23 protein-coding genes are annotated in these 23,895 nt (G+C 72.2%); 11 read left to right on the forward strand and 12 right to left on the reverse strand.

Features of this window, described 5'->3' with window-relative positions; translation table 11 throughout:
* Nucleotides 1–106: 106 nt before the first annotated feature.
* The 5 genes from atpA to ACZ4K2_RS05245 all read left to right on the forward strand — a co-directional run bounded on the left by atpA (nucleotide 107) and on the right by ACZ4K2_RS05245 (nucleotide 5,159).
* Nucleotides 107–1,699, forward strand: a complete 1,593-nt coding sequence (atpA, locus tag ACZ4K2_RS05225) for a F0F1 ATP synthase subunit alpha (RefSeq protein ID WP_467479443.1) — start codon at nucleotides 107–109, stop codon at nucleotides 1,697–1,699.
* Nucleotides 1,700–1,719: 20 nt separating this feature from the next.
* Nucleotides 1,720–2,637, forward strand: a complete 918-nt coding sequence (locus ACZ4K2_RS05230; protein ID WP_467479445.1) for a F0F1 ATP synthase subunit gamma — start codon at nucleotides 1,720–1,722, stop codon at nucleotides 2,635–2,637.
* Nucleotides 2,637–4,073, forward strand: coding sequence for a F0F1 ATP synthase subunit beta (atpD, locus tag ACZ4K2_RS05235; RefSeq protein WP_467479447.1), 1,437 nt, complete (start codon nucleotides 2,637–2,639; stop codon nucleotides 4,071–4,073). Before ACZ4K2_RS05230 ends, atpD begins: the two co-directional genes overlap by 1 nt.
* A gap of 110 nt (nucleotides 4,074–4,183) precedes the next feature.
* Nucleotides 4,184–4,558 carry a F0F1 ATP synthase subunit epsilon gene (locus ACZ4K2_RS05240; protein ID WP_362163079.1) on the forward strand — a complete coding sequence of 125 codons (375 nt, stop codon included), beginning with the start codon at nucleotides 4,184–4,186 and terminating at the stop codon, nucleotides 4,556–4,558.
* Between the two features lie 154 nt (nucleotides 4,559–4,712).
* Nucleotides 4,713–5,159 carry a DUF2550 domain-containing protein gene (locus ACZ4K2_RS05245; protein ID WP_467479449.1) on the forward strand — a complete coding sequence of 149 codons (447 nt, stop codon included), beginning with the start codon at nucleotides 4,713–4,715 and terminating at the stop codon, nucleotides 5,157–5,159.
* Between the two features lie 97 nt (nucleotides 5,160–5,256).
* Here the strand turns inward: ACZ4K2_RS05245 and ACZ4K2_RS05250 are convergent, their stop codons facing one another.
* From ACZ4K2_RS05250 to ACZ4K2_RS05260, 3 genes are all read right to left on the reverse strand, one after another.
* Nucleotides 5,257–7,077, reverse strand: a complete 1,821-nt coding sequence (locus ACZ4K2_RS05250) for a glycosyl hydrolase family 18 protein (protein ID WP_467479450.1) — start codon at nucleotides 7,075–7,077, stop codon at nucleotides 5,257–5,259.
* A gap of 125 nt (nucleotides 7,078–7,202) precedes the next feature.
* Nucleotides 7,203–7,844, reverse strand: a complete 642-nt coding sequence (locus ACZ4K2_RS05255; protein WP_467479451.1) for a response regulator — start codon at nucleotides 7,842–7,844, stop codon at nucleotides 7,203–7,205.
* Nucleotides 7,841–9,013 (reverse strand): sensor histidine kinase, encoded by a 1,173-nt coding sequence (locus ACZ4K2_RS05260; protein ID WP_467479453.1) that lies wholly within the window; start codon nucleotides 9,011–9,013, stop codon nucleotides 7,841–7,843. The genes ACZ4K2_RS05255 and ACZ4K2_RS05260 overlap by 4 nt, the downstream gene beginning before the upstream one ends.
* Nucleotides 9,014–9,164: 151 nt before the next feature.
* Here ACZ4K2_RS05260 and ACZ4K2_RS05265 point away from each other — a divergent pair, with 151 nt between their 5' ends.
* Nucleotides 9,165–9,707, forward strand: coding sequence for a hypothetical protein (locus ACZ4K2_RS05265; protein WP_467479454.1), 543 nt, complete (start codon nucleotides 9,165–9,167; stop codon nucleotides 9,705–9,707).
* 25 nt (nucleotides 9,708–9,732) lie between these two features.
* On the opposite strand, the gene ACZ4K2_RS05270 is transcribed toward ACZ4K2_RS05265, so the two are convergent.
* Complete coding sequence (locus tag ACZ4K2_RS05270) at nucleotides 9,733–10,305, reverse strand: cob(I)yrinic acid a,c-diamide adenosyltransferase (protein ID WP_467479456.1); 573 nt, start codon at nucleotides 10,303–10,305, stop codon at nucleotides 9,733–9,735.
* 610 nt (nucleotides 10,306–10,915) lie between these two features.
* Here ACZ4K2_RS05270 and ACZ4K2_RS05275 point away from each other — a divergent pair.
* The 3 genes from ACZ4K2_RS05275 (at nucleotide 10,916) to ACZ4K2_RS05285 (ending at nucleotide 15,208) form a co-directional block, all read left to right on the forward strand.
* Nucleotides 10,916–11,764, forward strand: coding sequence for a 3-hydroxyacyl-CoA dehydrogenase family protein (locus tag ACZ4K2_RS05275; protein ID WP_467479457.1), 849 nt, complete (start codon nucleotides 10,916–10,918; stop codon nucleotides 11,762–11,764).
* A 181-nt stretch (nucleotides 11,765–11,945) separates the two neighbouring features.
* Nucleotides 11,946–12,269 carry an STAS domain-containing protein gene (locus tag ACZ4K2_RS05280; protein WP_467479459.1) on the forward strand — a complete coding sequence of 108 codons (324 nt, stop codon included), beginning with the start codon at nucleotides 11,946–11,948 and terminating at the stop codon, nucleotides 12,267–12,269.
* 260 nt (nucleotides 12,270–12,529) lie between these two features.
* Nucleotides 12,530–15,208: an ATP-binding protein gene (locus ACZ4K2_RS05285; RefSeq protein ID WP_467479461.1), complete on the forward strand. Its 2,679-nt coding sequence runs from the start codon at nucleotides 12,530–12,532 to the stop codon at nucleotides 15,206–15,208.
* A 106-nt stretch (nucleotides 15,209–15,314) separates the two neighbouring features.
* Here the strand turns inward: ACZ4K2_RS05285 and nucS are convergent, their stop codons facing one another.
* Entirely contained in the window at nucleotides 15,315–15,986 is a 672-nt protein-coding gene (gene nucS / locus ACZ4K2_RS05290) for an endonuclease NucS (protein WP_467479463.1), read from the reverse strand.
* A 276-nt stretch (nucleotides 15,987–16,262) separates the two neighbouring features.
* On the opposite strand from nucS, the gene ACZ4K2_RS05295 reads away from it, so the two are divergent.
* Nucleotides 16,263–16,655 carry an SCO5389 family protein gene (locus tag ACZ4K2_RS05295; RefSeq protein WP_467479465.1) on the forward strand — a complete coding sequence of 131 codons (393 nt, stop codon included), beginning with the start codon at nucleotides 16,263–16,265 and terminating at the stop codon, nucleotides 16,653–16,655.
* 121 nt (nucleotides 16,656–16,776) lie between these two features.
* On the opposite strand, the gene ACZ4K2_RS05300 is transcribed toward ACZ4K2_RS05295, so the two are convergent.
* Nucleotides 16,777–17,805 carry an LLM class flavin-dependent oxidoreductase gene (locus ACZ4K2_RS05300; protein WP_467479466.1) on the reverse strand — a complete coding sequence of 343 codons (1,029 nt, stop codon included), beginning with the start codon at nucleotides 17,803–17,805 and terminating at the stop codon, nucleotides 16,777–16,779.
* Nucleotides 17,806–18,026: 221 nt separating this feature from the next.
* Here ACZ4K2_RS05300 and ACZ4K2_RS05305 point away from each other — a divergent pair, with 221 nt between their 5' ends.
* Nucleotides 18,027–18,359, forward strand: coding sequence for an ATP/GTP-binding protein (locus ACZ4K2_RS05305; RefSeq protein WP_467479468.1), 333 nt, complete (start codon nucleotides 18,027–18,029; stop codon nucleotides 18,357–18,359).
* A 22-nt stretch (nucleotides 18,360–18,381) separates the two neighbouring features.
* Here ACZ4K2_RS05305 and ACZ4K2_RS05310 read toward each other — a convergent pair whose 3' ends face one another.
* The 6 genes from ACZ4K2_RS05310 to ACZ4K2_RS05335 all read right to left on the reverse strand — a co-directional run bounded on the left by ACZ4K2_RS05310 (nucleotide 18,382) and on the right by ACZ4K2_RS05335 (nucleotide 23,870).
* The gene (locus tag ACZ4K2_RS05310; protein ID WP_467479470.1) at nucleotides 18,382–19,248 is read right to left on the reverse strand and encodes an ABC transporter permease; all 867 of its coding nucleotides are present in this window, start codon (nucleotides 19,246–19,248) and stop codon (nucleotides 18,382–18,384) included.
* Entirely contained in the window at nucleotides 19,245–20,549 is a 1,305-nt protein-coding gene (locus tag ACZ4K2_RS05315) for an ABC transporter ATP-binding protein (RefSeq protein WP_467479472.1), read from the reverse strand. Before ACZ4K2_RS05315 ends, ACZ4K2_RS05310 begins: the two co-directional genes overlap by 4 nt.
* 130 nt (nucleotides 20,550–20,679) lie before the next feature.
* A complete protein-coding gene (locus ACZ4K2_RS05320; RefSeq protein WP_467479473.1) occupies nucleotides 20,680–21,453 on the reverse strand; it encodes an ABC transporter permease in 774 nt (257 codons plus the stop codon).
* Nucleotides 21,454–21,456: 3 nt separating this feature from the next.
* Nucleotides 21,457–22,410, reverse strand: a complete 954-nt coding sequence (locus ACZ4K2_RS05325; protein WP_467479475.1) for an ATP-binding cassette domain-containing protein — start codon at nucleotides 22,408–22,410, stop codon at nucleotides 21,457–21,459.
* Nucleotides 22,411–22,533: 123 nt separating this feature from the next.
* Nucleotides 22,534–22,794, reverse strand: a complete 261-nt coding sequence (locus tag ACZ4K2_RS05330; protein WP_467479477.1) for a DUF3253 domain-containing protein — start codon at nucleotides 22,792–22,794, stop codon at nucleotides 22,534–22,536.
* A gap of 140 nt (nucleotides 22,795–22,934) precedes the next feature.
* Nucleotides 22,935–23,870 carry a cellulose-binding protein gene (locus ACZ4K2_RS05335; protein ID WP_467479479.1) on the reverse strand — a complete coding sequence of 312 codons (936 nt, stop codon included), beginning with the start codon at nucleotides 23,868–23,870 and terminating at the stop codon, nucleotides 22,935–22,937.
* Between the last annotated feature and the right edge of the window lie 25 nt (nucleotides 23,871–23,895).

The raw sequence follows: 23,895 nt of genomic DNA on the forward strand, positions 1-23,895 counted from the left end.
CTTACGGCCCTGGTTGGGCCGTGCAGAGGATTCACCTCCTGTTGGGGGGAGTCCCCATCCCCCCAAAGTGAAACTTCGGGCCCAACAAGGAGAGCAGGGAACCCAGATGGCGGAGCTCACGATCCGGCCGGAGGAGATCCGGGACGCGCTGGAGAACTTCGTCCAGTCGTACAAGCCGGACGCGGCCTCGCGCGAGGAGGTCGGTACGGTCACCCTTGCCGGCGACGGCATCGCGAAGGTCGAGGGCCTGCCCTCGGCCATGGCCAACGAACTGCTGAAGTTCGAGGACGGCACCCTCGGCCTCGCCCTCAACCTCGAGGAGCGCGAGATCGGTGCCATCGTCCTCGGTGAGTTCAGCGGCATCGAGGAGGGTCAGCCGGTGCAGCGCACCGGTGAGGTCCTCTCCGTCGCGGTCGGCGAGGGCTACCTCGGCCGCGTCGTCGACCCGCTCGGCAACCCGATCGACGGCCTCGGCGAGATCGAGACGTCCGGCCGCCGTGCGCTGGAACTGCAGGCCCCCACGGTCATGCAGCGCAAGTCGGTGCACGAGCCCATGGAGACGGGTTACAAGGCCGTCGACGCCATGACCCCGATCGGCCGCGGTCAGCGCCAGCTGATCATCGGTGACCGCCAGACCGGCAAGACCGCCCTGGCTGTCGACACCATCATCAACCAGCGCGACAACTGGCGCTCGGGCGACCCGAAGAAGCAGGTCCGCTGCATCTACGTCGCCATCGGCCAGAAGGGCTCCACCATCGCCGGCGTGCGCCGTGCGCTGGAGGAGAACGGCGCGCTGGAGTACACGACCATCGTCGCCGCCCCGGCGTCCGACCCGGCCGGCTTCAAGTACCTGGCGCCCTACACCGGTTCGGCCATCGGTCAGCAGTGGATGTACGAGGGCAAGCACGTCCTCATCATCTTCGACGACCTGTCGAAGCAGGCCGACGCCTACCGCGCCGTGTCGCTGCTGCTGCGCCGCCCGCCGGGCCGTGAGGCCTACCCGGGTGACGTCTTCTACCTGCACTCCCGCCTGCTGGAGCGCTGCGCCAAGCTCTCCGACGACATGGGTGCCGGTTCGATGACCGGTCTGCCGATCGTCGAGACCAAGGCCAACGACGTCTCGGCGTTCATCCCGACCAACGTCATCTCCATCACCGACGGCCAGTGCTTCCTGGAGTCGGACCTGTTCAACGCCGGTCAGCGCCCCGCGCTGAACGTCGGTATCTCCGTCTCCCGAGTCGGTGGATCCGCGCAGCACAAGGCGATGAGGCAGGTCTCCGGCCGCCTCCGCGTCGACCTCGCCCAGTTCCGTGAGCTGGAGGCGTTCGCCGCCTTCGGTTCCGACCTGGACGCGGCCTCGAAGTCCCAGCTGGAGCGCGGTCAGCGCATGGTCGAGCTGCTGAAGCAGAACCAGTACCAGCCGATGGCCACCGAGGACCAGGTCGTCTCCGTCTGGGCCGGCACCACCGGCCGGATGGACGACGTGCCGGTCGCCGACATCCGCCGCTTCGAGAAGGAGCTGCTGGAGTACCTGCACCGCCAGGAGCAGGGCCTCATGACCTCCATCCGGGAGGGCGCCAAGATGTCCGACGACACGCTCACGGCCGTCGCCGACGCCGTCGCGGACTTCAAGAAGCAGTTCGAGACCTCGGACGGCAAGCTGCTCGGCGAGGACACTCCGGCCGCTGCCGCCAAGTGACGTAAGGAAGGACCTGACTCATGGGAGCCCAGCTCCGGGTCTACAAGCGTCGCATCCGATCCGTCACCGCGACCAAGAAGATCACCAAGGCGATGGAGATGATCGCCGCCTCGCGCGTCGTCAAGGCGCAGCGCAAGGTGGCGGCCTCCACGCCGTACGCGCAGGAACTGACCCGCGCGGTCACGGCGGTCGGTACGGGTTCGAACACCAAGCACCCGCTGACCACGGAGACGGAGAACCCGAGCCGTGCCGCGGTCCTGCTCCTCACGAGCGACCGCGGTCTGGCCGGTGCCTTCAACTCCAACGCCATCAAGGCGGCGGAGCAGCTCACCGCGCGCCTGGAGCGCGAGGGCAAGCAGGTCGACACGTACATCGTCGGCCGGCGCGGTGTCGCCCACTACAACTTCCGTGAGCGCAAGGTCTCGGAGTCGTGGTCGGGCTTCACCGACGAGCCGTCGTACGCGGACGCCAAGAAGGTGGCGGCGCCCCTGATCGAGGCGATCGAGAAGGACACCGCCGAGGGCGGCGTGGACGAGCTCCACATGGTCTTCACCGAGTTCGTCTCGATGATGACGCAGACGGCGCTCGACGCCCGGCTGCTGCCGCTGCGCCTCGACGAGGTCGCGCAGGAGGCCAAGCCGCAGGGCGAGATCCTCCCGCTCTACGACTTCGAGCCGTCGGCGGAGGACGTCCTCGACGCCCTGCTCCCGCGCTACGTGGAGAGCCGGATCTACAACGCGCTGCTCCAGTCGGCCGCTTCGAAGCACGCCGCCACGCGGCGCGCGATGAAGTCGGCCACCGACAACGCGGGCGAGCTGATCAACACGCTGTCCCGTCTTGCCAACGCGGCCCGCCAGGCCGAAATCACCCAGGAAATCAGCGAGATCGTCGGAGGCGCCAGCGCCCTGGCCGACGCGACCGCGGGGAGTGACCGATAATGACCACCACTGTTGAGACCGCGGCGGCCACGGGCCGCGTCGCCCGGGTCATCGGCCCGGTCGTCGACGTGGAGTTCCCCGTCGACGCGATGCCGGACATCTACAACGCCCTTCACGTCGAGGTGGCCGACCCGGCCAACGCCGGCGAGAGGAAGACGCTGACCCTGGAGGTCGCCCAGCACCTGGGTGACGGCCTGGTCCGCACCATCTCCATGCAGCCCACCGACGGTCTGGTCCGCCAGGCCGTGGTGGTCGACACGGGCAACTCCATCACGGTGCCCGTCGGCGACTTCACCAAGGGTAAGGTGTTCAACACCCTCGGTGAGGTGCTCAACGTCGACGAGCGCTACGAGGGCGAGCGCTGGGGCATCCACCGCAAGGCCCCGAACTTCGACGAGCTCGAGTCGAAGACGGAGATGTTCGAGACCGGCGTCAAGGTCATCGACCTGCTGACCCCGTACGTCAAGGGCGGCAAGATCGGCCTGTTCGGCGGTGCCGGCGTCGGCAAGACGGTGCTCATCCAGGAGATGATCTACCGCGTCGCCAACAACCACGACGGTGTCTCCGTGTTCGCCGGTGTCGGTGAGCGCACCCGTGAGGGCAACGACCTCATCGAGGAGATGTCGGACTCGGGCGTCATCGACAAGACCGCCCTGGTCTTCGGCCAGATGGACGAGCCCCCGGGCACCCGTCTGCGCGTCGCGCTGGCCGGCCTGACCATGGCCGAGTACTTCCGTGACGTCCAGAAGCAGGACGTGCTGTTCTTCATCGACAACATCTTCCGCTTCACGCAGGCCGGTTCCGAGGTCTCCACGCTGCTCGGCCGCATGCCGTCCGCGGTGGGTTACCAGCCGAACCTGGCCGACGAGATGGGCCTCCTCCAGGAGCGCATCACGTCGACCCGCGGTCACTCGATCACCTCGATGCAGGCGATCTACGTCCCCGCGGACGACCTGACCGACCCGGCCCCGGCCACCACCTTCGCCCACCTCGACGCGACGACGGTTCTCTCCCGTCCGATCTCCGAGAAGGGCATCTACCCGGCCGTGGACCCGCTGGACTCCACGTCCCGGATCCTGGACCCGCGCTACATCACGGCGGATCACTACAACGCGGCCATGCGCGTGAAGACGATCCTGCAGAAGTACAAGGACCTCCAGGACATCATCGCGATCCTCGGTATCGACGAGCTGGGCGAAGAGGACAAGCTCGTCGTCCACCGTGCCCGTCGTGTGGAGCGCTTCCTGTCCCAGAACACCCACGTCGCCAAGCAGTTCACCGGCGTGGACGGTTCGGACGTGCCGCTCGACGAGTCGATCGCCGCGTTCAACGCGATCTGCGACGGTGAGTACGACCACTTCCCCGAGCAGGCGTTCTTCATGTGCGGTGGCCTGGAGGACCTCAAGGCCAACGCCAAGGAGCTGGGCGTCTCCTGAGCCCCGTGCTCGTCTGAGGGGGCGGGCGCGTCCCGCCCCCTCTGTCACGCCTACTAGAATTGACCCCAACACCCGGCACTACGGCCGGGTGGTGACCCGAGGAGCCACCCTTGGCTGCTGAGCTGCACGTCGAGCTGGTCGCCGCGGACCGCCAGGTCTGGTCCGGCGAGGCCACCCTGGTCGTCGCGCGCACCACGTCCGGCGACATCGGCGTCATGCCCGGTCACCAGCCGCTGCTCGGTGTGCTGGAGTCGGGCCCGGTGACCATCCGTACGAGTGATGGTGGAACGGTCGTCGCCGCGGTGCACGGCGGTTTCATCTCGTTCGCGGACGACAAGCTGTCCCTGCTGGCCGAGATCGCCGAACTGTCGGACGAGATCGATGTCCAGCGCACGGAGCGGGAACTGGAGCGCGCGAAGGCGGAGGGCGATGCCGCCGCCGAACGCCGCGCGGATGTCCGCCTGCGTGCGGCGACGGGGCGCTGACCCAGTCGCACGGTACGTTGACGTCACTCAGCCGCGGCCGGCCCGGAGCAATCCGGTGCCGGTCGCGGCTGAGGCAGATGTGGGCGTTTTTTAGGTTTCATTACCCAGTGACGAGAGCAGCGCAGCTGCCCGGGAGACGAGGAGGTCGGTGCCGATGGTCCTCGCTCTGACTGTGTGCGGGATCGTGGTCGCGCTCGTGGTGGCGGGACTGTTCCTGTTCGGCCTGCGCCGCAGGCTCATCCAGCGCTCCGGTGGCACCTTCGACTGCTCGCTGCGCTGGGACGTGCCGGAGAAACCGGACGCCGGGGGCAAGGGCTGGAACTACGGCGTGGCCCGCTACAACGGCGACCGCATCGAGTGGTACCGGGTCTTCTCGTACGCCGTCCGCCCCCGCCGCGTCCTGGAGCGGGCGCAGATCGAGGTGGCCGGACGCCGGCTGCCCGAGGGCGAGGAGGAGCTGGCGCTGCTCTCCGACGCGGTGGTCCTCGCCTGTGCGCACCGGGGCACGCGCCTCGAACTGGCCATGAGCGAAGACGCGCTGACCGGGTTCCTCGCCTGGCTGGAGGCGGCCCCACCAGGACAGCGGGTGAACGTGGCGTAGCCACGTTCACCCGCTGTGTGGGTTTCCCCCGGACGGGGTCCGGGGGAGCGACAGGGTCGCTTGGTGCTTTCCCTGCGGGTTTCCCCGCGGGGCTTCCCTACAGGTTGTCGCTGATGGCGCTCACGAGTTCACCGTTGGCGGTGTCGCCGGTGAAGTCCCAGAAGAAGGCGCCGCCGAGGCCCTGGCTGTTGGCCCAGGCCATCTTGTTCTTGATGGTGGCGGGGGTGTCGTAGGACCACCAGTTGCTGCCGCACTTGGCGTACGCGGTGCCGGCGATGGTGCCGGTGACCGGGCAGGACGTCTTCAGGACCTTGTAGTCCTCGATGCCCGCCTCGTAGGTGCCGGGAGCGGCGCCGGTGGCGGTGCCGCCGGGAGCGTCCTGGGTGACGCCGGTCCAGCCGCGGCCGTAGAAGCCGATGCCGATGAGCAGCTTCTTGGCGGGAACGCCGATCGCCTTGAACTTCGCCATCGCGTCGGCGGTGGTGAAGCCCTCCTTCGGGATGCCGCTGTACGAGGTCAGCGGGGAGTGCGGGGCGGTCGGGCCCTTCGCGTCCCAGGCACCGAAGAAGTCGTACGTCATCACGTTGTACCAGTCGAGGTACTGCGCGGCGCCCGCGTAGTCGGCGGCGTCGATCTTGCCGCCGGTGGTGGCGTCGGCCGTGGTGGCGGCGGTGATGAGGTTGTTGGAACCGAACTTGGCGCGCAGCGCGGCCATCAGGTTCTTGTAGGCGGCCGGGCCGCTGGTGTCACAGGTGAGACCGCAGGCGTTCGGGTACTCCCAGTCGATGTCGATGCCGTCGAAGACATCGGCCCAGCGCGGGTCCTCGACCAGGTCGTAGCAGGACTGCGCGAAGGCCGCCGGGTTCTTGGCCGCGTCACCGAAGCCGCCGGACCAGGTCCAGCCACCGAAGGACCACAGGATCTTGATCTTCGGGTACTTGGCCTTCAGCTGGCGCAGCTGGTTGAAGTTGCCGCGCAGCGGCTGGTCCCACGTGTCGGCGACGCCGCTGACCGAGTTGTCGGCGGTGAACGCCTTGTCGTAGTCGGCGTAGGAGTCACCGATCGTGCACTTGCCGCCGGTGACGTTGCCGAAGGCGTAGTTGATGTGCGTGATCTTCGCGGCGGAACCGGACGTCACCAGGTTCTTGACGTTGTAGTTCCGGCCGTAGATGCCCCACTCGGTGAAGTAGCCGAGCTTGATCTTGTCACCGGAGGGCTGGGGCTGTCCGCCGCCACCCGTGGTGTGCACCTTGACGGCGCCGCTGACCGGACCGGTCTGGTCGGCGGTGTCGCGGGCCTGCACGGTGTAGGAGTAGTCGGTGCCCGCGGTCAGACCGGTGTCGGTGTACGACGTGGTGGTGACCGTGGAGACCTTCTTGCCGTCGCGCAGGACGTCGTAGTTCTTGACGCCCTTGTCGTCGGTGGCCGCGCTCCAGGAGAGCTTCACCGAGGTGTCGGTGACGGAGGAGGCGGTCGGGGTGCCGGGGGCCGACGGGGCGGCGTCGCCGGGGACCGTGGCGCCGTCACAACTGTCGCCGTTCAGCTTACAGTTCAGCGGGGCGCCGGAGCCCGTGCCGTTGAAGCCGAAGGAGACGGAGGCACCGGGGGCGATGTTGCCGTTCCAGCCGACGTTCTTGGCGGTCCAGTGGTCACCGGAGTTGGTGACCGTGGCGTCCCAGGCCGAGCCGGCCTTGGTGCCCGAGGGGAAGTCCCACTCGATGGTCCAGGAGCTGATGGCGCTGGTGCCGGTGTTCTTGACGGTCCACTGGCCGCCGAAGCCGGTGCCCCAGTCGCTGGTCTTGGTGAAGGTGGCCGTGGCGTTGCCCGCGGCCTGGGCGTCGCTCGCCAGACCGACCGCGCCGGCCATGGGGAGCAGCAGGGTCGCGAACGCCGCCGCGGCTCTGTGTCTGAAGCGCATGGTGCGCCTCCTCGTCATCGGGGGTGTCCGGGACGTGACTGAGCCTTCACGCCCCAAGTGCTGCGAGGGTAGAAAGGTCTGGACCACTCGTCAATAGGTCTGGACCATTCTCGGAGGCGGCTCCGCTACAGCCCCAACTCTCTCGCAAGAACGGCCGCTTGCACCCGGCTGCGCAGCTCCAGCTTGGCCAGCAGGCGGCTGACGTGCGTTTTCACCGTTCCCTCCGCCATGTCCAGCCGGGCCGCGGTCTCCGCGTTCGACAGCCCCTCACCGATGCACCCGAGTACCTCCCGCTCCCGCGGAGTGAGACCGTCCAGGACGGTCCTCCCGGCCTCGGGGCGGCGGACCGGCGTCGAGGCGAACTCGGCGATCAGCCGCCGGGTCACGGCCGGCGCCACGATCCCCTCCCCGCGCGCCACCGTCCGCACCGCCGCGAGCAGGTCCCGCGCCTCGGCGTGCTTCAGCAGGAACCCGGCCGCCCCCGCCCGCAGCGCCCCGAACACGTACTCGTCCAGGTCGAACGTGGTCAGCACCAGCACGTCGGCGAGCCCCTCGTCGACGATCCGCCGGGTCGCGGACACCCCGTCCAGCCGCGGCATCTGCACATCCATCAGCACCACGTCGGGCCGCAGGCTCCGGGCCAGCTCGACCGCCCGCTCACCGTCCGCCGCCTCACCGGCCACGTCGATGTCCGGCGCGCTGCGCAGGATCAGGACGAGCCCGGCCCGGACGGCCGACTGGTCCTCGGCGACCAGGACACGGATCACCGGGGATCTCCTTCGGTGAGCGGAAGAACGGCCCGTACGGTCCACCGGCCGCCCCGGGGCCCGGCCTCGAACGTGCCGCCGAGCAGCGCGGCGCGCTCCCGCATCCCGGTCAGGCCCTGACCGGCACCGGGCGCCCGGGGGACGTCACCGGGCCGGTAGGGGCTGCTCACCCGGACGTCCAGCGCCCCGTCCGCCTGGCGGAGGAAGACCTCGACGCCTCCCTCGGCGGCATGCTTGAGGGCGTTGGTCAGCGCCTCCTGCACGATCCGGTAGGCCGCCAGCTCGACCGGCGCCGGCACCTTGCCGTGCCCCGCGTCGAGCTCCACCGCCAGGCCGTTGGCGCGGGCGCCGTCGACCAGTGCCCCGAGGCCGTCGAGCGTGGGGGACGCGGCGGGCTCCCGGTCGCCGGAGCCGTCCCGCAGGATGCCGATCAGCCGGCGCATCTCGGCCAGCCCCGCCACGCTGTTCTCGCGGATGACGGACAGCGCGTCCCGGGTGGTCCCGGGGTCGTCGATGGAGAGCGCCGCCGTGGAGTGGATGGCGATGGCGGACAGGTGGTTGGCGACCATGTCGTGCAGCTCGCGCGCCATCCGCGACCGCTCGGCGACGACCGCCTGCGAACGGTCCATCTCGGCCAGCAGCGCGGTCTGTTCGGCGCGCAGCCGGGCGGCCTCGGCGGCGTCGCGGTGGTCCCGCACGAGCACGCCGGTGGCGGCCGGCCCGAACGCGACCACCCCGACGCCCACCCCGATCAGCAGCCCCTGCGGGTTCCGCCACAGCGCGGCGGGCACGATCGCGGCCACCACCGTCAGCATCCCCGTCACCCAGGGGATGCGGCGCGCGGCGGCCGGGGTGCCGTACAGCACGGCCGCGTACATCAGGTCCGTGTACAGCACGAGCGTGACGATGCTGCCCAGGGTCACCGTGTCGAGGACCAGCGCCGCCGTGCCGATCAGCACACCGGCGCGGGGCGCGATGCGGCGCAGCGGCTCGCAGCCGGCCGTCACGGCCAGCGGCACCAGCGGGGCCCAGGGCGCGTGCCACAGCACCAGGGCGTCCCCGGCGATGCGGGGGTGGATGCCGAGCGCCCACAGCAGCACCCCGCCGGCCAGTCCGCCCGCGGCGATGCGCCAGTCGTCGCGGTGCGGGCGGGGGAGTGCGAGGGGCATGCCCCCATCCAACACGGCCACCGGCCGGCGTGCCTGCGCCCCGGGGAGGGTCCCCGGCTGCGACTTTCGCTTACGGCGGTCTCCTCTGCGGCGACGACGAACCGCGCGCCGGTCCGCGGGAGCCTGGAAGGGTGAACGAGGGGAGCGAACCGTGATCGTCGGACTGATCATCGCCTGCGAGGTGGCCTTCTGGGTGCTGCTGGCGGCCGGACTGGCCTTCCGGTACGGGCTGCGGATGCGCCGCACCGGCCTGGCCCTGCTGCTGTGCGAGCCGCTCCTGGAGGTCGTGCTCCTCGTCGTCACCGTGATCGACCTCAGGAACGGCGCCGCCCCGGACTGGCGGCACGGCCTCGCCGCGGTCTACATCGGCTTCACGGTCGGACTCGGCCACTCCACCATCAGGTGGGCGGACGCCCGGGTGGCCCACCGCTTCGCCGGCGGTCCGCCCCCGGTCGGGCCGCCCCGGTACGGCACGGCCCGCGCGGTGCACGAGTGGAAGGTCGCCGGCCGCTGGATCCTGGCGTGCGCGGTCGCCATCGCCCTGCTCCAGGGCGCCGCCTGGTACGTGGGCGACGACGGCGACACCGGTTCGCTGCGGGCCTGGCAGGCGCGCATGCTCTGGGTGATCGGCATCAACGTGGTCATCGCCGGCAGCTACACCCTCTTCCCGAAGAAGGAACCGGCGAAGCGGTGAACGGCCGGGCGGCGCCGCCGGAGGCTCAGCGCTCCCCGCCCGGCACCCACAGCACGTCACCGGTCTCCAGGTTGGCGCAGCGGGCCAGGATGAACAGCAGGTCGGAGAGGCGGTTGAGGTAGGTCGCGGTGAGCGGGTTCATCGTCTCGCCGTGCGCCTCCAGGGCCGCCCAGGTGGAACGCTCGGCCCGGCGGACGACCGTGCACGCCTGGTGGAGCAGGGCCGCACCCGGCGTGCCGCCCGGCAGGATGAAGGAGCGCAGCTTCTCCAGCCGGTCGTTGAAGCGGTCGCAGTCCGCCTCCAGCCGGTCCACGTAGAACTGCTCCACCCGCAGCGGCGGATACTTCGGGTCCTCCACCACCGGCGTCGACAGGTCCGCGCCGACGTCGAACAGGTCGTTCTGGACCCGCGTGAGGACCGCGGCGATCTCCTCCTCCAGGCCGCCCAGGGCCAGGGCGGTGCCGATCACCGCGTTGGCCTCGTTGGCGTCCGCGTAGGCCGAGATCCGCAGATCCGTCTTGGGCACCCGGCTCATGTCACCGAGGTGGGTGGTGCCCTGGTCGCCGGTCCTCGTGTAGATGCGTGTCAGATTGACCATGCGGACAGCGTAGTTAGCCCCCGGCCGTGCGGAACACCCGTCCCCGCCGCTCAAGGCCCCGGCGGCGGCCGGGCGCCGTACGGCGCGTGCGCGCTCGTGCACTGCCCGGCGCCGGTGTCACGGACGGCGTCCATCGGGTCGCGGAACGGCGCGAGGGGCGGGGGCGCCCGGCCCGGAGGTACGGGCCGTCCTCGAACGGGGCGGGGCGGTCGTCGGCCGGAAGTGCTCGACGGGCGCTCGCCCTCCCGGACGGCGTCGTGCACCTGTCGGGCGAGGCGGTGCCCAACTACGCCGTCCGGGTGGCGGGCTGGACGTTCGGGCTCCCGCCGCCCCCGGCCGGGCGCCCGTCAGGGCGGTCCGCGCCCGCCGCCGGGCCGGGTCGCGGCGGAGCGCCAACCGGCCCGAACCGGGGAGGATTTGACGCTTCGGCCATTGCGGCCGGAATGCCACCGGGCCGGCCGGCGGGACGGCCGCCGCGCCCGGCGCGCGGGACGTGACCGGGGTCTCACCCCCTGAGACAGTGACACGCATTACTTACCGTCCTCAAGTGGTCGCGCGAGCGCTATGGTCCGCCGAAGAAGCAGATGTCCAGAGTGTTCAGGGAGTCGGAGTGGCACGGAAGCTCGCCGTCATCGGGGCCGGTCTCATGGGTTCCGGCATCGCCCAGGTCTCCGCGCAGGCGGGCTGGGAGGTCGTCCTGCGGGACGTCACCGACGAGGCACTGAAGCGCGGCACCGACGGCATCAGGGCCAGCTACGACAGGTTCGTCGCCAAGGACAGGCTGACGGCCGAGGACGCCGAGGCCGCCCTCGCGCGCATCACCCCGACCACCGACCTGGACGCCGCCGCCGACGCCGACGTCGTCGTGGAGGCCGTCTTCGAGAAGCTGGAGGTCAAGCACGAGATCTTCCGCGCGCTCGACAAGATCGTGCGCCCGGACGCCGTGCTCGCCTCCAACACCTCCGCCATCCCGATCACCAAGATCGCGGCGGCCACCGAGCACCCCGAGCGGGTCGTCGGCGTGCACTTCTTCTCGCCCGTGCCGATGATGAAGCTCGTCGAGCTGGTCCGCGGCTACAAGACGAGCGACGAAACCCTGGCCACCGCCCGCGAGTTCGCCGAGTCCGTCGGCAAGACCTGCATCGTCGTCAACCGCGACGTGGCCGGCTTCGTCACCACCCGGCTGATCTCGGCCCTCGTGGTGGAGGCCGTCAAGCTCTACGAGTCCGGCGTCGCGACCGCCGAGGACATCGACCTCGCCTGCAAGCTCGGCTTCGGCCACGCCATGGGCCCGCTCGCCACCACGGACCTCACCGGCGTCGACATCCTGCTGCACGCCGCCGGCAACATCTACACCGAGACCCAGGACGAGAAGTTCGCCCCGCCGGAGCTGATGCGCCGGATGGTGGACGCCGGTGACATCGGCCGCAAGAGCGGGCAGGGCTTCTACACGTACTGAGTACGCACCGAGCACCTACCGAGCCGGCCCGCCGACGTCCGACGACCCCGGGAGTTTTCACCCCCGTGGGTGAATTCGGTATCGGTTCGCTTACAAACAGCAACCGTATCGCCACTCGCGCAGTCAGAAGGTGCACAGCACCGTCACGGAGCACGCCAACCGCACTCAACGGGGAGCGCATATGCACATCAGGGGCGACCATGCCGAGCTGGTCGTCGGGGGCCGCCTCGACGTCCGCAGCGCGGCGGACGCCCGTACGGCCCTGCACTCGGCCGTCGACACCGGGATCGGCGACCTGGTGCTCGACCTGTCCGAACTGGACTCCTGGGACGCCACCGGGCTCGGGGTGATCATGGGCGCCCACCGGCGGGCCGGCCGCTGCGGGCGCCGCCTGGTGCTGCGCGACGTACCCCCGCAGATGCAGCGCCTGCTCGTCGCCACCCGGCTGCACCGCATCCTCGCCATCGAGGGCGGCATCGGCGTGGAGTCGCTGCCCCGCGTCTGAGCCGCTCGCGACGGCCCGCGGGCGGGCCCCGGGCGCTGCTGCCCGAGCGCACGGCGGGGCAATCCTCATGAGACCGTGACGTCTCGGACCGCACGGCACCCCGCCCTGTCGGAGATACTGGCCGAAGGATTAGGGTGCGGTCGCCCGCCACCTCGCAACCCTCGACCGAGCGGGCCCGGACCAGAAGCGACAGCGCGGTGTGCGACAAGGCCGGGAGGGCCGAATTCACGGGCACACGACGCTTTTGGGGGCTGGAACCCATGGATCCGATCGACAAGACGGACCCGATCGACCCGATCGACCCGATCGAACCGGGAGCCGGGGAACACGGCCGGACGCACGGCCGCCGCCCGCCCCGGGACGCCCTCGCCTCCGACCTCGCCCCCGGCTCGCCCGTGCCCGCGCGCATGGCACAACTCGTCGCCGGTGAACTCCAGGTCACCGTCAACCCGGTCGACGGCAGCGAGATAGAACCCTGCCCGCCGGCCCAACTCCCCGGCAGGCCCCGCAAGCGCGCCCCCGGCGAGCGCGACGAGGCCGAGCGCGCCGCCCGCCCGCCGGTGCCGCCCGGACCCGCGCGGCCCGCGCCGTCCCTGCTGGAACGCCAGGACGAACGCGAGCGCCTGACCCGCCTCCTGGCCGCCGGCCGCTCGGTCCGCGTCACCGGCCCCGCGGGCTCCGGCCGCACGGCCCTGCTCGACCTGGTCGCCGAGGACTGCCTCGACCTCGCCCCCGACGGAGTCGTCCGGCTCGACGGTTTCCACCGCACGGCGTCCGACCTCCTGCACGACCTGTTCCACGCCGTGTACGACGCCCCCCGGTACCGCCCGGACCCCGCGGAACTGGCCGCCTGCGTCCGGGAGATCGGCGCGGTCGTCGTCCTGGACGACCTGGAGTTCGGCGGCACCGCCCTCGCCGGGTTCCTCGACGCCACCCCCGAGTGCGCCTTCGTGCTCGGCGCTGCCCCCGGCGTGCCCGCGCCCCTGGCCGAGTCGGAGGTCGAGGAGGTCTTCCTGGCCGGCCTCGACCGTGCCGCCGGCGTGGAGATCCTGGAGCGGAGCGTCGGCCGGGTGCTCACCGAGGAGGAGGCCAACTGGGCGGGCGACCTGTGGTTCGAGTCCGAGGGACTGCCCCTGCGCTTCGTCCAGGCGGGCGCCCTGCTGCGGCAGCGCGACGAACTGCGGGCCGGGTCCGAGCCCGAGGACACGGACGAGTACGGCGTCTTCGAGGACGCGCGCCCGGCCGCGGACCCGCCCGGGGAACCGGCGGACGACGTGCCGCTGCCGTCCCTCGGCGAGGCCGCGGCCCCCGCCCCGCTGCTCGCCTCCCGGCTCACCCCGGCCGCCCGCGCCGCCCTGCGCTTCGCGGTCGCCCTCGGCGGCGAGGTCCCGCACCAGGCGCACCTGCCCGCGCTGGTGGGCGACACCCACGCCGACGCCGCGCTCGGCGAACTGGCGAGCTGCGGCCTGGTCTCCCCGGTCGGCTCCCGCTACCGGCTCGCGGCCGGTGTGCAGACCCAGCTGGAGGCCGCCGGGTACGCCGACGACGCCGCCGGGCACGCCCTGACCGCCGCCCGGCACTACTCCTGGTGGGCCGGCCACCCCTCGGTCACCCCGGACCGGGTCTGCGCCGAGGCCGACGCGGTCCTGGCCGCGCTGGCCGCCGTCGTACCGCGCACGCCCCAGGACGCCGACGAGGAGGGCGGGGCGGTACGGCTGGCCCGCACGGCCGCGCCCGCGTTCGCCGCCGGACTGCACTGGAGCGCCTGGGAACGGGCCCTGCGGTCCGGCTCGGAGGCCTCCCGGATCACCGGTGAGGTGCCCGAACAAGCCTATTTCCACCACGAACTGGGCATACTCGCGCTCTGTGCCGGACAGTTCGACCGGGCCCGCGCCGAGCTGGAGGCGTCGGGCGCGCTGCGCGGCGCCCTCGCCGACAAGCGGGGCGCGGTCGCCGGCCGGCGCGCCCTGGCGCTGCTCGCCGACCGCTCCGGCACGGCGCCCGGGCTGCCGGCGCTCACCGCGGACGCGGTGCCGGAGGTACGGCGGGAGATGTCGGCGCCGGTGCCGTACGTCCCCGCGGGCGACACCCTGGCCACCCAGCGGATACCGCGGGTGCCGGCGCGGGCGGGCGGGGTCCGGAGCCTGGTCCGGCGCAACCTGGTGGCCGTCGGCTCGGGAGCGCTGCTCGCCGCCGTGCTCGGCACCGTCATCACGCTCGGCATGACGTCCGGCGGGGACGGCGACGGCAACCCGGCGGGCAAGGTGGAGGACAACCCGTCGGTGAGCCAGGACCTGGGGGACGGCGGCACGGAGGCGGGACCGACCGACGCCGGCGGCGACGGCGGCACCGGTGAGGACGCCGTCCGGCCGGCCGAGACCGGGTCCGGCGGCGGCTTCGACCCGGCGGGGGACCCGGCGCCGCCCGCGAGCACGGCCCGGCCGTCGGAGAGCGCCGACCCGTCCGGCCCCGACTCGTCGTCCGGTGCGCCGTCGCAGTCGCCCGACCCGTCCGGATCGGGCGGCTCGTCGAGCGGTTCGCCGAGCGGCGGTACCTCGGGGGAGCCGACCGGCGGCACCACCGGCGGCGACGCGTCCGGCGGCGGCTCGACGGGCGGCACGGGTGGCACGGGCGACCCGACGGGGGGCGGCACGGGCGGTACGGCCACGGGCGGCACCGGCGGCTCCACCGGCACCGGTGGCGGCACCGGCGGGTCCACGGGCGGGACCACCGGCGGGTCCACGGGCGGCTCGACCGGCACCACGGGCGGTACGGCCGACGGGGGCGCGGCGGGCGGCTCGACCGGCACCACGGGCGACACCACGGGCGGCGACACCGCCGGGACCACGACGGGCGGCACGGAAGGCTCCGCCGGGGGCACGTCGAGCAGCGCGTCGGCGCCGCAGGGCACCCCGGGGACGGGCGTCACCACGATCTGACGGCCGCCGCCCGCCCGGGGCCCGTCCCCGCCCCGGAACGGCGGCGCCCCGGCATCCGGCCGCGGATGCCGGGGCCGGGTGCCGGGGCGGGGAGTCGCGCCGCGGGCTAGAACAGGCGCAGTTTGTCGTCCTCGATGCCGCGCAGGGCGTTGTAGTCCAGGATCTGGCAGTTGATGCCGCGGTCGGTGGCGAGGACGCGGGCCTGCGGCTTGATCTCCTGCGCGGCGAATACGCCGCGGACCGGGGCCAGGTGCGGATCGCGGTTCAGCAGCTCCAGGTAGCGCGTGAGCTGCTCCACACCGTCGATCTCGCCCCGGCGCTTGATCTCCACCGCGACGGTCCCGCCGTCCGCGTCCCGGCACAGGATGTCCACCGGGCCGATCGCGGTCATGTACTCGCGGCGGATGAGGGTGTAGCCCTCGCCCAGCGTCTCGATGCGGTCGGCGAGCAGTTCCTGGAGGTGCGCTTCCACGCCGTCCTTGATCAGGCCGGGATCCACACCGAGTTCGTGCGAGGAGTCGTGGAGGATCTCCTCCATCGTGATGATCAGTTTCTCGCCCGCCTTGTTGACGACGGTCCACACGCCTTCGTCCTCGCCCGAGCCCTCCTTCAGGGTGCAGGGCGGCGACATCCAGTTGAGCGGCTTGTAGGCCCGGTCGTCGGCGTGGATGGAGACGCTGCCGTCCGCCTTGACCAGGATCAGTCGGGGCGCCGAGGGCAGGTGGGCGGTGAGCCGGCCGGCGTAGTCGACCGAGCATCGGGCAATGACGAGACGCATGGTCGGCAACGCTACTCGACGGCCGCGGGTGCTCGCGATCCGCCCGTCCCGCTGCCGACGCATCGCCCCATTTGTCCCTGGAAACTCTTGTTCATCCCTGGCCGATTGTGGGCGCAACGGGATCGTTCCATATACGCATTCTGCTGGTGTGGTCACCGACGGTTGCCTACCGTAGGGAACGGGAGGTTGCGGACCCGGTACCGAGCGTGATCGACATCGCGAACTCCCTTATCTGTCCGGCAACCCCTGCGCCTCGGGGGTGCGAGAGGAGAACCCATGTCGCTCGACGTCTCACCGGCCCTACTCGAACAGGCCGAGCGAGGCGAGGTCGACGAAGCAGAATTCGTCGACTGCGTCCGGACCTCCCTGCCCTACGCATGGGAGATGATCAGCTCCCTGGTGGCCCAGCTGAAGGTGGACGGCGGACCCTTCGCCGACAACCAGACGCCCCCGCCGGACGAGCAGGCCCGGGGCCAGCTGCTGCGTGCGCTCGCGAGTGACGCCATCCGCGGCGCGCTCCAGCGGCACTTCGGCGTGCGGCTCGCCTTCCAGAACTGCCACCGCGTGGCGGTCTTCCCGCCGGACGCCTCGGTGGACGAGACGCTGGCCCGCTTCACGTCGGTGCGCAGCCAACTGCTGAACCAGTCGCCGGAGTTCCGGGACTGCTGACGCCCGGCCGCGGTGCGGCCCGGGGCGCGGGACGGAGAGCGGTCGGCTTGCCGCTCCCCGGTGGGAGGTGCACGCGTCACCGGGGCGGCAGGCTCGCGGACGGCCCGCGCCTCGGGGCCGTTCAGCGCAGCCGGGGCAGTACCTCGGTGCCGAGGCGCCGCAGGTTCTCCTCGGTGGCCGCGAGGTCGCCCGAGCCCTCCACCAGGAGGGCGAAGCGGGTGATGCCGGTGCGCTCCGAGGTGGCGGCGAGCCGGTCGGCGGCGAGCCGCGGCGGGCCCACGGGGTGCAGGCCGCAGAGGAGTTCGGTGTAGGCGTACGGGTCGCGCATCGCGCGCGCCCGTCCGTCCACCGTCACATGGGCGTCGAGCCCCTGCCGCAGCCAGCCCGGCATGGCCTTCAGCAGCGCCTCCGTCGCGTCCGTGCGGCGGTCGGCGAGCTGGCAGACCCCGGCGGAGACGTGGGCGGCGCCCTCGATCTCCTCGCCGGGCCGGCCCGCCGAGGAGGCGCAGCGCCGCCACAGCGCGATCATCTCGGCCTTCTCCTCGTCCCCGACGTGCATGCCGAGCAGCATCGGCAGTCCGCGTTCGGCGGCCAGCCGGACGCTCGACGGCGAGGTGCAGGCGACCACGACCTCCGGGCCGGGGGCCTCCGTCAGGGCCTCCGACGGGCGGGGCACCACCGGCACCTCGCGGAAGGAGAACCGCTCGCCGGAGGCGGCCACGGCGGGCTCGCCCAGCCAGCGCAGCAGCAGATCGAGGGACTCCGGGAACCCGTGTTCGTACGCCTCCAGGCCCATTCCGAACACCTCCAGGTCCACCCAGGGGCCGCCGCGCCCGACGCCCAGCGTGAACCGCCCGCCGCTGGTCAGGTGCAGCAGCGCGGCCTGCTCGCCGAGGGCGACCGGGTGGGCGGTGGGCAGGACGCTCACCGCCGTGCCGACCCGGATGCGGCGGGTGCGGCCGAGCAGCAGCGCGGCCAGGGTGATCGCGGACGGGCACGTGCCGTAGGGCACGAAGTGGTGCTCGGCCAGCCACACCGCGTCGAGACCGGCCTCCTCGGCGACCTCGGCCGAGCGGACCGCCCGGTGCAGCGCCTCACCCGGACCCTGGCCCGGGAACTGGGCGGCCAGCACAAAACTTCCTACGCGCATCGTCTTCCTGCTTCCTTGGCTCCGACCCGGAGCTCCCCCGCCCGGCATAACCGTCTGACACGTGCCCAGGACACGGTGCGGCGGAGGGATTTGCCGATTGTCTGCAGAATGAGTCGCTGCTGAGGGGGACTTGCACGGGTTGGTTCCGTACGCGTACCCCGGCCGGCGGCGCGTAGGCTGGGACGTGGCCCCCGTCCCCGTACAGCCCCGAGAGGTGTCCCGTGTCACCGCGTCACAACCGACCGAAGGCAGCCGGATCGTCGGGCCGGAGCGCCGAGGACGACCACGCCGGCCGGTACGGCGGCTGGCAGTCCACGGAGAGCTGGCAGGGCGAGGACTGGAGCGTACGGCATGTCGCCGGGGCCGGCGCGCAGGGCAAGACCTACCGCTGCCCGGGCTGCGACCAGCTGATCCTCTCCGGCGTTCCGCACGTGGTGGCCTGGCCGGAGCACGCGGGCGTCGACGACCGCCGGCACTGGCACAAGGCGTGCTGGAACGCGAAGGACCGCCGCACCACGCGGGTGCAGCGGTCCCGTAACGCGCCCAGGTTCTAGGGCGTTCCGTAGGGGGCGGGCGTCACACGTCCCGGGCCCGCAGCAGCGCGTACGCGCCCGCGTACACGGCCGCCGACAGGCCGAGCATGATCCACAGCGGGTCCCAGCCGGTCGGGCCGGACTGGCCCGGGGAGGTCGAGTAGAAGACGCTGAGCTGGCTCGGGATCGAGTACTCGAAGAGCCAGTCGCGCAGCTTGCTGAGCGAGTCCGTCGCCATGAACAGCGCGAGCACCAGCGGGGCGAGCAGTACGCCGATCATGATGGTGATGGCGCCCGCGGAGTGCCGGATGACCGAGCCGATGAGCAGCGAGAGCAGTCCGAGCAGCGCCATGTAGAGGCTGATGCCGACGGTGGCCTTGAACCAGTCCGAGCCGGACGGGGTGCGGGCGCCGGAGCTCTCCAGCATGGACACCTGGACCAGGGCCACGAAGCCGGACGTGACCAGCGTCGCGACGAAGGCGACGAGGAAGAACACGATCGACTTCGCGGCGAGCACCCGGGACCGGCTGGGGCACGCGGTCATCGTCGTGCGGATCATGCCCGTGCCGTACTCGGAGGCCGTGGTCAGCACGCCGAGCGTGATGATGCAGATGCTGCCGAGGAGCAGGCCGAAGAAGCCGAACGACAGCGGGTTCTCGCCGGACAGGCTCTCCGGGTCGGAGTGGGCGTCGATCATCGCGCCGGCCAGCAGGCCGATGCCGAGGACGAGCACCGCGAACACGCCGAGCGTCCACATCGTGGAGCGCACCGACTTGATCTTCGTCCACTCGGAGGCCAGCGCGTGCCCGAGGTGGGTGCGCACGACCGGGATGGGGGAGGTGTAGCCGGGGTACGGCCCACCGGGCGCGACTGCCGGGGCCTGCGGCATCGGGGGCTGGTGGGTGCTCATCGGGCGTCCTCGGGCTGGGTCGGGTCGGCGGGGGCGGGAGCGGCGGTACCGGCGGCGGGGGCCGGGGGAGCCGCGGCGGGAGCCTGCGGGGCGGCGGCCGGGGCCGGCGTGGCCGGGCTCTCCTTGGTCAGGGCCGGCGGCTGGGCGGGCTGCTGCGGCGCGGCCGGCTGGGCCGGGGCGCCCGGCCGGGCGTACGGGTTGTCGGGCTGCGGGGCCGCCCCCGGAGCGCCGTACGGCCCCGCGGGCGCGGCCGGCATGGTGAAGGGCTGCCCGCTCTGCCGGGGCGGCGGCGGGGCGTACCAGCCGGGCTGGCCCTGGCCGGGCACCGGCGCGGGCGGCTGGGCGCCGGGCGGTAGCGGCTGCTGGAGGCCCGCCTTCTGGTCGATGGTCGAGCGGTAGTCCACGGCGCCCTGCGTCATCCGCATGTACGCCTCCTCCAGCGACGCCTGGTGCGGCGACAGCTCCCAGAGCCGGACGCCCGCGTCGTGCGCGAGGTCGCTGATCCGGGGGAGCGGCAGCCCGGTCACCCGCAGCGCGCCGTCCTGCTCCGGCATGACGTGGCCGCCGGCCTCGGCGAGCGCGGAGGACAGCTTCTCGCGGAGCTGCGGCTCGGTGTCCGGCGTGCGCACGCGCGCGAAGTCCGCCGAGTTCGCCGAGATGAAGTCCTTGACGCTCATGTCGGCCAGCAGCTGCCCGCGGCCGATGACGATCAGGTGGTCGGCGGTGAGCGCCATCTCGCTCATCAGGTGGGAGGAGACGAAGACCGTACGGCCCTCGGCCGCGAGGGCTCTCATCAGGTTGCGGACCCAGAGGATGCCCTCGGGGTCGAGGCCGTTGACCGGCTCGTCGAAGAGCAGCACCTGCGGGTCGCCGAGCAGCGCGGCGGCGATGCCGAGGCGCTGGCCCATGCCGAGCGAGAAGCCCTTGGAGCGCTTGCGGGCCACCTCCTGGAGGCCGACGACGCCGAGCACCTCGTCCACGCGCCGGGCCGGGATGCCCGAGAGCTGGGCGAGGCTCAGCAGGTGGTTGCGGGCGGTCCGGCCGCCGTGCACGGCCTTGGCGTCGAGCAGCGCGCCGACGTGCCGGGGGGCGTTGGGCAGCCTGCGGTACGGGTGGCCGCCGATGGTCACCGACCCGGACGAGGGGTTGTCCAGCCCGAGGATCATCCGCATCGTCGTGGACTTGCCCGAGCCGTTCGGGCCGAGGAAGCCGGTGACGGCCCCCGGCCGCACCTGGAAGGAAAGGTTGTACACGGCGGTCTTGCCGCCGTAGTGCTTGGTCAGGCCGACAGCCTCGATCATGCTCCGCACCCATCGAAAGGTTCAGGACAGCGGGGCACACGCCCCCGTAAGGGTTAGGAGGATATCGAGGTGCTGACGGTTCCGCCCAAGAGAGGGTAAAGCCGGGGCGCGACCCTCGGTGACCGCGGTCCTACTGGGCGTCCCGGCGCCTGAGGAGGACGTAGCCGCCCGCCAGCGCGGCGATCACCCACAGCACCATGATGCCGAGCCCGGACCAGGGCCCGTAGGGGGTGTCGTCCCCGACGCGCGGCACCACCTGCATGATCCGGCTGCCCGCCTGGTCCGGCAGGAACCGGCCGACCCGCTTCGTCGCCGGCACGTTGCCGAGGATGTTGGAGATCAGGAAGAAGAACGGCATCAGGATGCCGAGGGAGAGCATCGGCGAGCGCAGCATCGCGGCGACGCCCATCGAGAACATCGCGATCAGCATCATGTACAGCCCGCCGCCGAACACCGCGCGCAGCACTCCGGGGTCGCCGATGGCGGCCCGGTGCGGGCCGAGCATCGCCTGGCCGAGGAAGAACGCGGCGAAGCTGGTGACCATGCCGACGGCCAGCGCCAGCGCGGCGGCCACCACGACCTTGCCGGACAGGAAGGCCCCGCGCCGCGGCACCGCGGCCAGCGACACCCGGATCATGCCGGTGCTGTACTCGTTCGCGACGACCAGCACACCGAACACGATCATCGCGAGCTGGCCGAGGGTCATGCCGGCGAAGCTGATCACCGTGGGGTCGAAGGAGAGCCGCTCGCGCACGGGCATGTTCTCGTACTGGCTGTTCGACAGTGCGGAGATCAGCATCCCGAGGGCGACGGTCACCACCAGGGCCAGCGACAGCGTCCACACGGTGGACGCCACCGACCGGATCTTGGTCCACTCGGAGCGGATGACCTGGACGGCCGCCATGGCTCAGGCCCCTTTCCAGCCGGCGCGCCAGTCCTGCGGGGCGGGATGAGGAGCGGTCCGCGAGTGGTACTCCACCGCTTCCGCCGTCAGCCGCATGAACGCCTCCTCCAGCGAGGCCTGCTGCGGGCTCAGCTCGTGCAGCACGAGCCCGTACCGCGCGGCCAGCTCACCGATCTGCTCGGCCTTGCCGCCCGCCACCTCCAGCGCCCCGCCGGCCGCCTCCACGACCGTGATCCCGGCCTGGTGCAGCACGTCGAGCAGCCGCTCGCGCTGCGGACAGCGGATCCGGACGCAGGAGCGCGAGTTGGCGCGGATGAAGTCGGCCATGGAGGTGTCCGCGAGCAGCCGTCCCTGCCCGATGACCACCAGGTGCTCCGCGGTCAGCGCCATCTCGCTCATCAGATGGCTCGACACGAACACCGTCCGGCCCTCCGCGGCCAGCGACTTCATCAGTGTCCGGATCCAGTGGATGCCCTCCGGGTCCAGACCGTTCACCGGCTCGTCGAACATCAGGATCCGCGGGTCCCCGAGCAGCGCCCCGGCGATGCCGAGCCGCTGCCCCATGCCGAGCGAGAACCCCTTCGCCTTCTTCCGGGCCACGGCGCTCAGCCCGACGGTCTCCAGCACCTCGGCCACCCGGCGCTCCGGGATGCCGTTGCTCTGCGCGAGGCACAGCAGGTGGTGGTAGGCGCTCCGGCCGCCGTGCACCGCCTTGGCGTCCAGCAGGGCGCCGATGTACGTCAACGGGTCCTTGAGCCGGTCGTAGTGCCGGCCGTCGATCCGGACGTCGCCCGCGGTGGGGTGGTCGAGCCCGAGGATCATCCGCATGGTCGTCGACTTCCCGGCGCCGTTGGGCCCGAGGAACCCCGTCACGATGCCCGGCCCGACCGAGAAGGTGAGGTCGTCGACCGCCACCTTCTCGCCGTACCGCTTGGTCAGCCCCTCCAGCTCGATCATGCGGCCACGCTAGGCCGCGGTCCGGGGCCCTGCCACTCGAAGGGACCGCGGGCACCGGCCCTCAGGGGGCCCCGCCGGCAGGCGGCACCGGCACCGACACCGCCGGCGCACCCCGGGCCGCGGTCAGCCGCGGCGGCGGATCCGGACGGGACCGCGGACGTGGCCGGGGTCCACCGGGACACCCCGTTGGGTGATCTCCACCCGGCCCTCGGCGGCGAGCCGGGCCGCCGCCCGGCGGACGGGCTCCATCAGCTCGCGCCACCCCTCGCCGCCGGACCCGTGCACCGCCCGGGCCACCTCCGAGGGACACACCGACGCCCCCGGCGCCCGCCGGTCGAGCAGCGCCAGGACCGCCTCCTCCAGGGACCGGTCGGTCACGGACACGCGGGCCCCCTTCCCGGTGGACGGCGTACTCCCCCCACGCTACGCGCCACCGGCCCGCACGCACACGAAAGGGGCGGTGGGACCGGATCCCACCGCCCCTCACGGTGTCGTACCTCCGCCCGGTCCGGCCGGGACGGAACCTACCGGGTCTGCTGCGCCGGAACGCCCCGGGAGATCGGCTCGTCGTCCGTCGACGTGCCGGCCGCGGCCACCGCGGCGCCGGTCAGCGTGGCGAGCATCTCGCGGACGTTCGTGAGCTGGGCGTTGATGCTGTCGCGGCGGTTGGTGAGCGCCGCCAGCTCCCGCTCGGATTCCGAACGGATCCGGTCCGCCTTGGCGTTGGCGTCGGCCACGATGTCCTCGGCCTGGCGCTGCGCGGTCTCCACCGTCTGGCGGGCCCGGCGCTCGGCGTCCGTGCGCAGCTTCTCCGCCTCCAGGCGGAGCTGCTCGGCCCGGTGCTCGATCTCGGCGAGGCGCTTCTCCGCCTTCTGCTGACGCGAGGCCAGGTCGCGCTCGGACTGCTCGCGGCGCTTGGCCAGGTTGGTCTCGAAGTCGGCGGCGGCCTGCGCGGCCTTCGCCCGGGTCTCCTCGAAGAGGGCGTCCGCCTCCTCGCGCTTGGACTGCGCGTCCTTCTGCGCCTCGGCCCGGAGCTGGGTCGCCTCGGACTGGGCCTTCTCGACGATCCGGACGCCCTCGTCCTCGGCCTTGGCCTTGCGCTCGGCGGCGTAGGACTCGGCGTCGTTGCGGACCTGCTGGGCCGCCGACTCCGCGAGGTCGCGGTGCTGCTCGGCCGCTCGCCGGGCCTCCTCACGCAGCTCCTTGGCCTCTTCCTCGGCCAGGCGCAGGATCTTCTCGACCCGCGCGCCGAGACCCGCGTACGACGGCTCGGCGTCGCTGACCTGAGCCTGGGCGTTCTGCGTTTCGAGGTGCAGCTCCTCGATGCGCTTCTCCAGGGCGGTGATGCGGGCGAGAGCGCTGTCACGGTCGGAGACGAGCTTGGAGATTCGTTCGTCCACCTGAGCGCGGTCGTACCCACGCCGCACAAGCTCGAAGCCGTAGGGGGAAGTGTCGCTCATGGGGTTCCTGTCGAATGAGACCGGT

The organism is Streptomyces sp. NPDC025833 (assembly GCF_055558055.1).

Excerpts from the sequence above, each read along its gene's own strand:
- nucS (WP_467479463.1), bottom strand. The coding sequence starts at position 15,986 with ATGCGTCTCGTCATTGCCCGATGCTCGGTCGACTACGCCGGCCGGCTC.
- ACZ4K2_RS05335 (WP_467479479.1), bottom strand. The coding sequence starts at position 23,870 with ATGAGCGACACTTCCCCCTACGGCTTCGAGCTTGTGCGGCGTGGGTAC.
- ACZ4K2_RS05260 (WP_467479453.1), bottom strand. The coding sequence starts at position 9,013 with ATGCCCCTCGCACTCCCCCGCCCGCACCGCGACGACTGGCGCATCGCC.
- ACZ4K2_RS05325 (WP_467479475.1), bottom strand. The coding sequence starts at position 22,410 with ATGATCGAGCTGGAGGGGCTGACCAAGCGGTACGGCGAGAAGGTGGCG.
- ACZ4K2_RS05295 (WP_467479465.1), top strand. The coding sequence starts at position 16,263 with ATGTCGCTCGACGTCTCACCGGCCCTACTCGAACAGGCCGAGCGAGGC.
- ACZ4K2_RS05310 (WP_467479470.1), bottom strand. The coding sequence starts at position 19,248 with ATGAGCACCCACCAGCCCCCGATGCCGCAGGCCCCGGCAGTCGCGCCC.
- atpA (WP_467479443.1), top strand. The coding sequence starts at position 107 with ATGGCGGAGCTCACGATCCGGCCGGAGGAGATCCGGGACGCGCTGGAG.
- ACZ4K2_RS05300 (WP_467479466.1), bottom strand. The coding sequence starts at position 17,805 with ATGCGCGTAGGAAGTTTTGTGCTGGCCGCCCAGTTCCCGGGCCAGGGT.
- ACZ4K2_RS05285 (WP_467479461.1), top strand. The coding sequence starts at position 12,530 with ATGGATCCGATCGACAAGACGGACCCGATCGACCCGATCGACCCGATC.
- ACZ4K2_RS05315 (WP_467479472.1), bottom strand. The coding sequence starts at position 20,549 with ATGATCGAGGCTGTCGGCCTGACCAAGCACTACGGCGGCAAGACCGCC.
- ACZ4K2_RS05230 (WP_467479445.1), top strand. The coding sequence starts at position 1,720 with ATGGGAGCCCAGCTCCGGGTCTACAAGCGTCGCATCCGATCCGTCACC.
- ACZ4K2_RS05270 (WP_467479456.1), bottom strand. The coding sequence starts at position 10,305 with ATGGTCAATCTGACACGCATCTACACGAGGACCGGCGACCAGGGCACC.
- ACZ4K2_RS05245 (WP_467479449.1), top strand. The coding sequence starts at position 4,713 with ATGGTCCTCGCTCTGACTGTGTGCGGGATCGTGGTCGCGCTCGTGGTG.
- ACZ4K2_RS05250 (WP_467479450.1), bottom strand. The coding sequence starts at position 7,077 with ATGCGCTTCAGACACAGAGCCGCGGCGGCGTTCGCGACCCTGCTGCTC.
- ACZ4K2_RS05280 (WP_467479459.1), top strand. The coding sequence starts at position 11,946 with ATGCACATCAGGGGCGACCATGCCGAGCTGGTCGTCGGGGGCCGCCTC.
- atpD (WP_467479447.1), top strand. The coding sequence starts at position 2,637 with ATGACCACCACTGTTGAGACCGCGGCGGCCACGGGCCGCGTCGCCCGG.
- ACZ4K2_RS05320 (WP_467479473.1), bottom strand. The coding sequence starts at position 21,453 with ATGGCGGCCGTCCAGGTCATCCGCTCCGAGTGGACCAAGATCCGGTCG.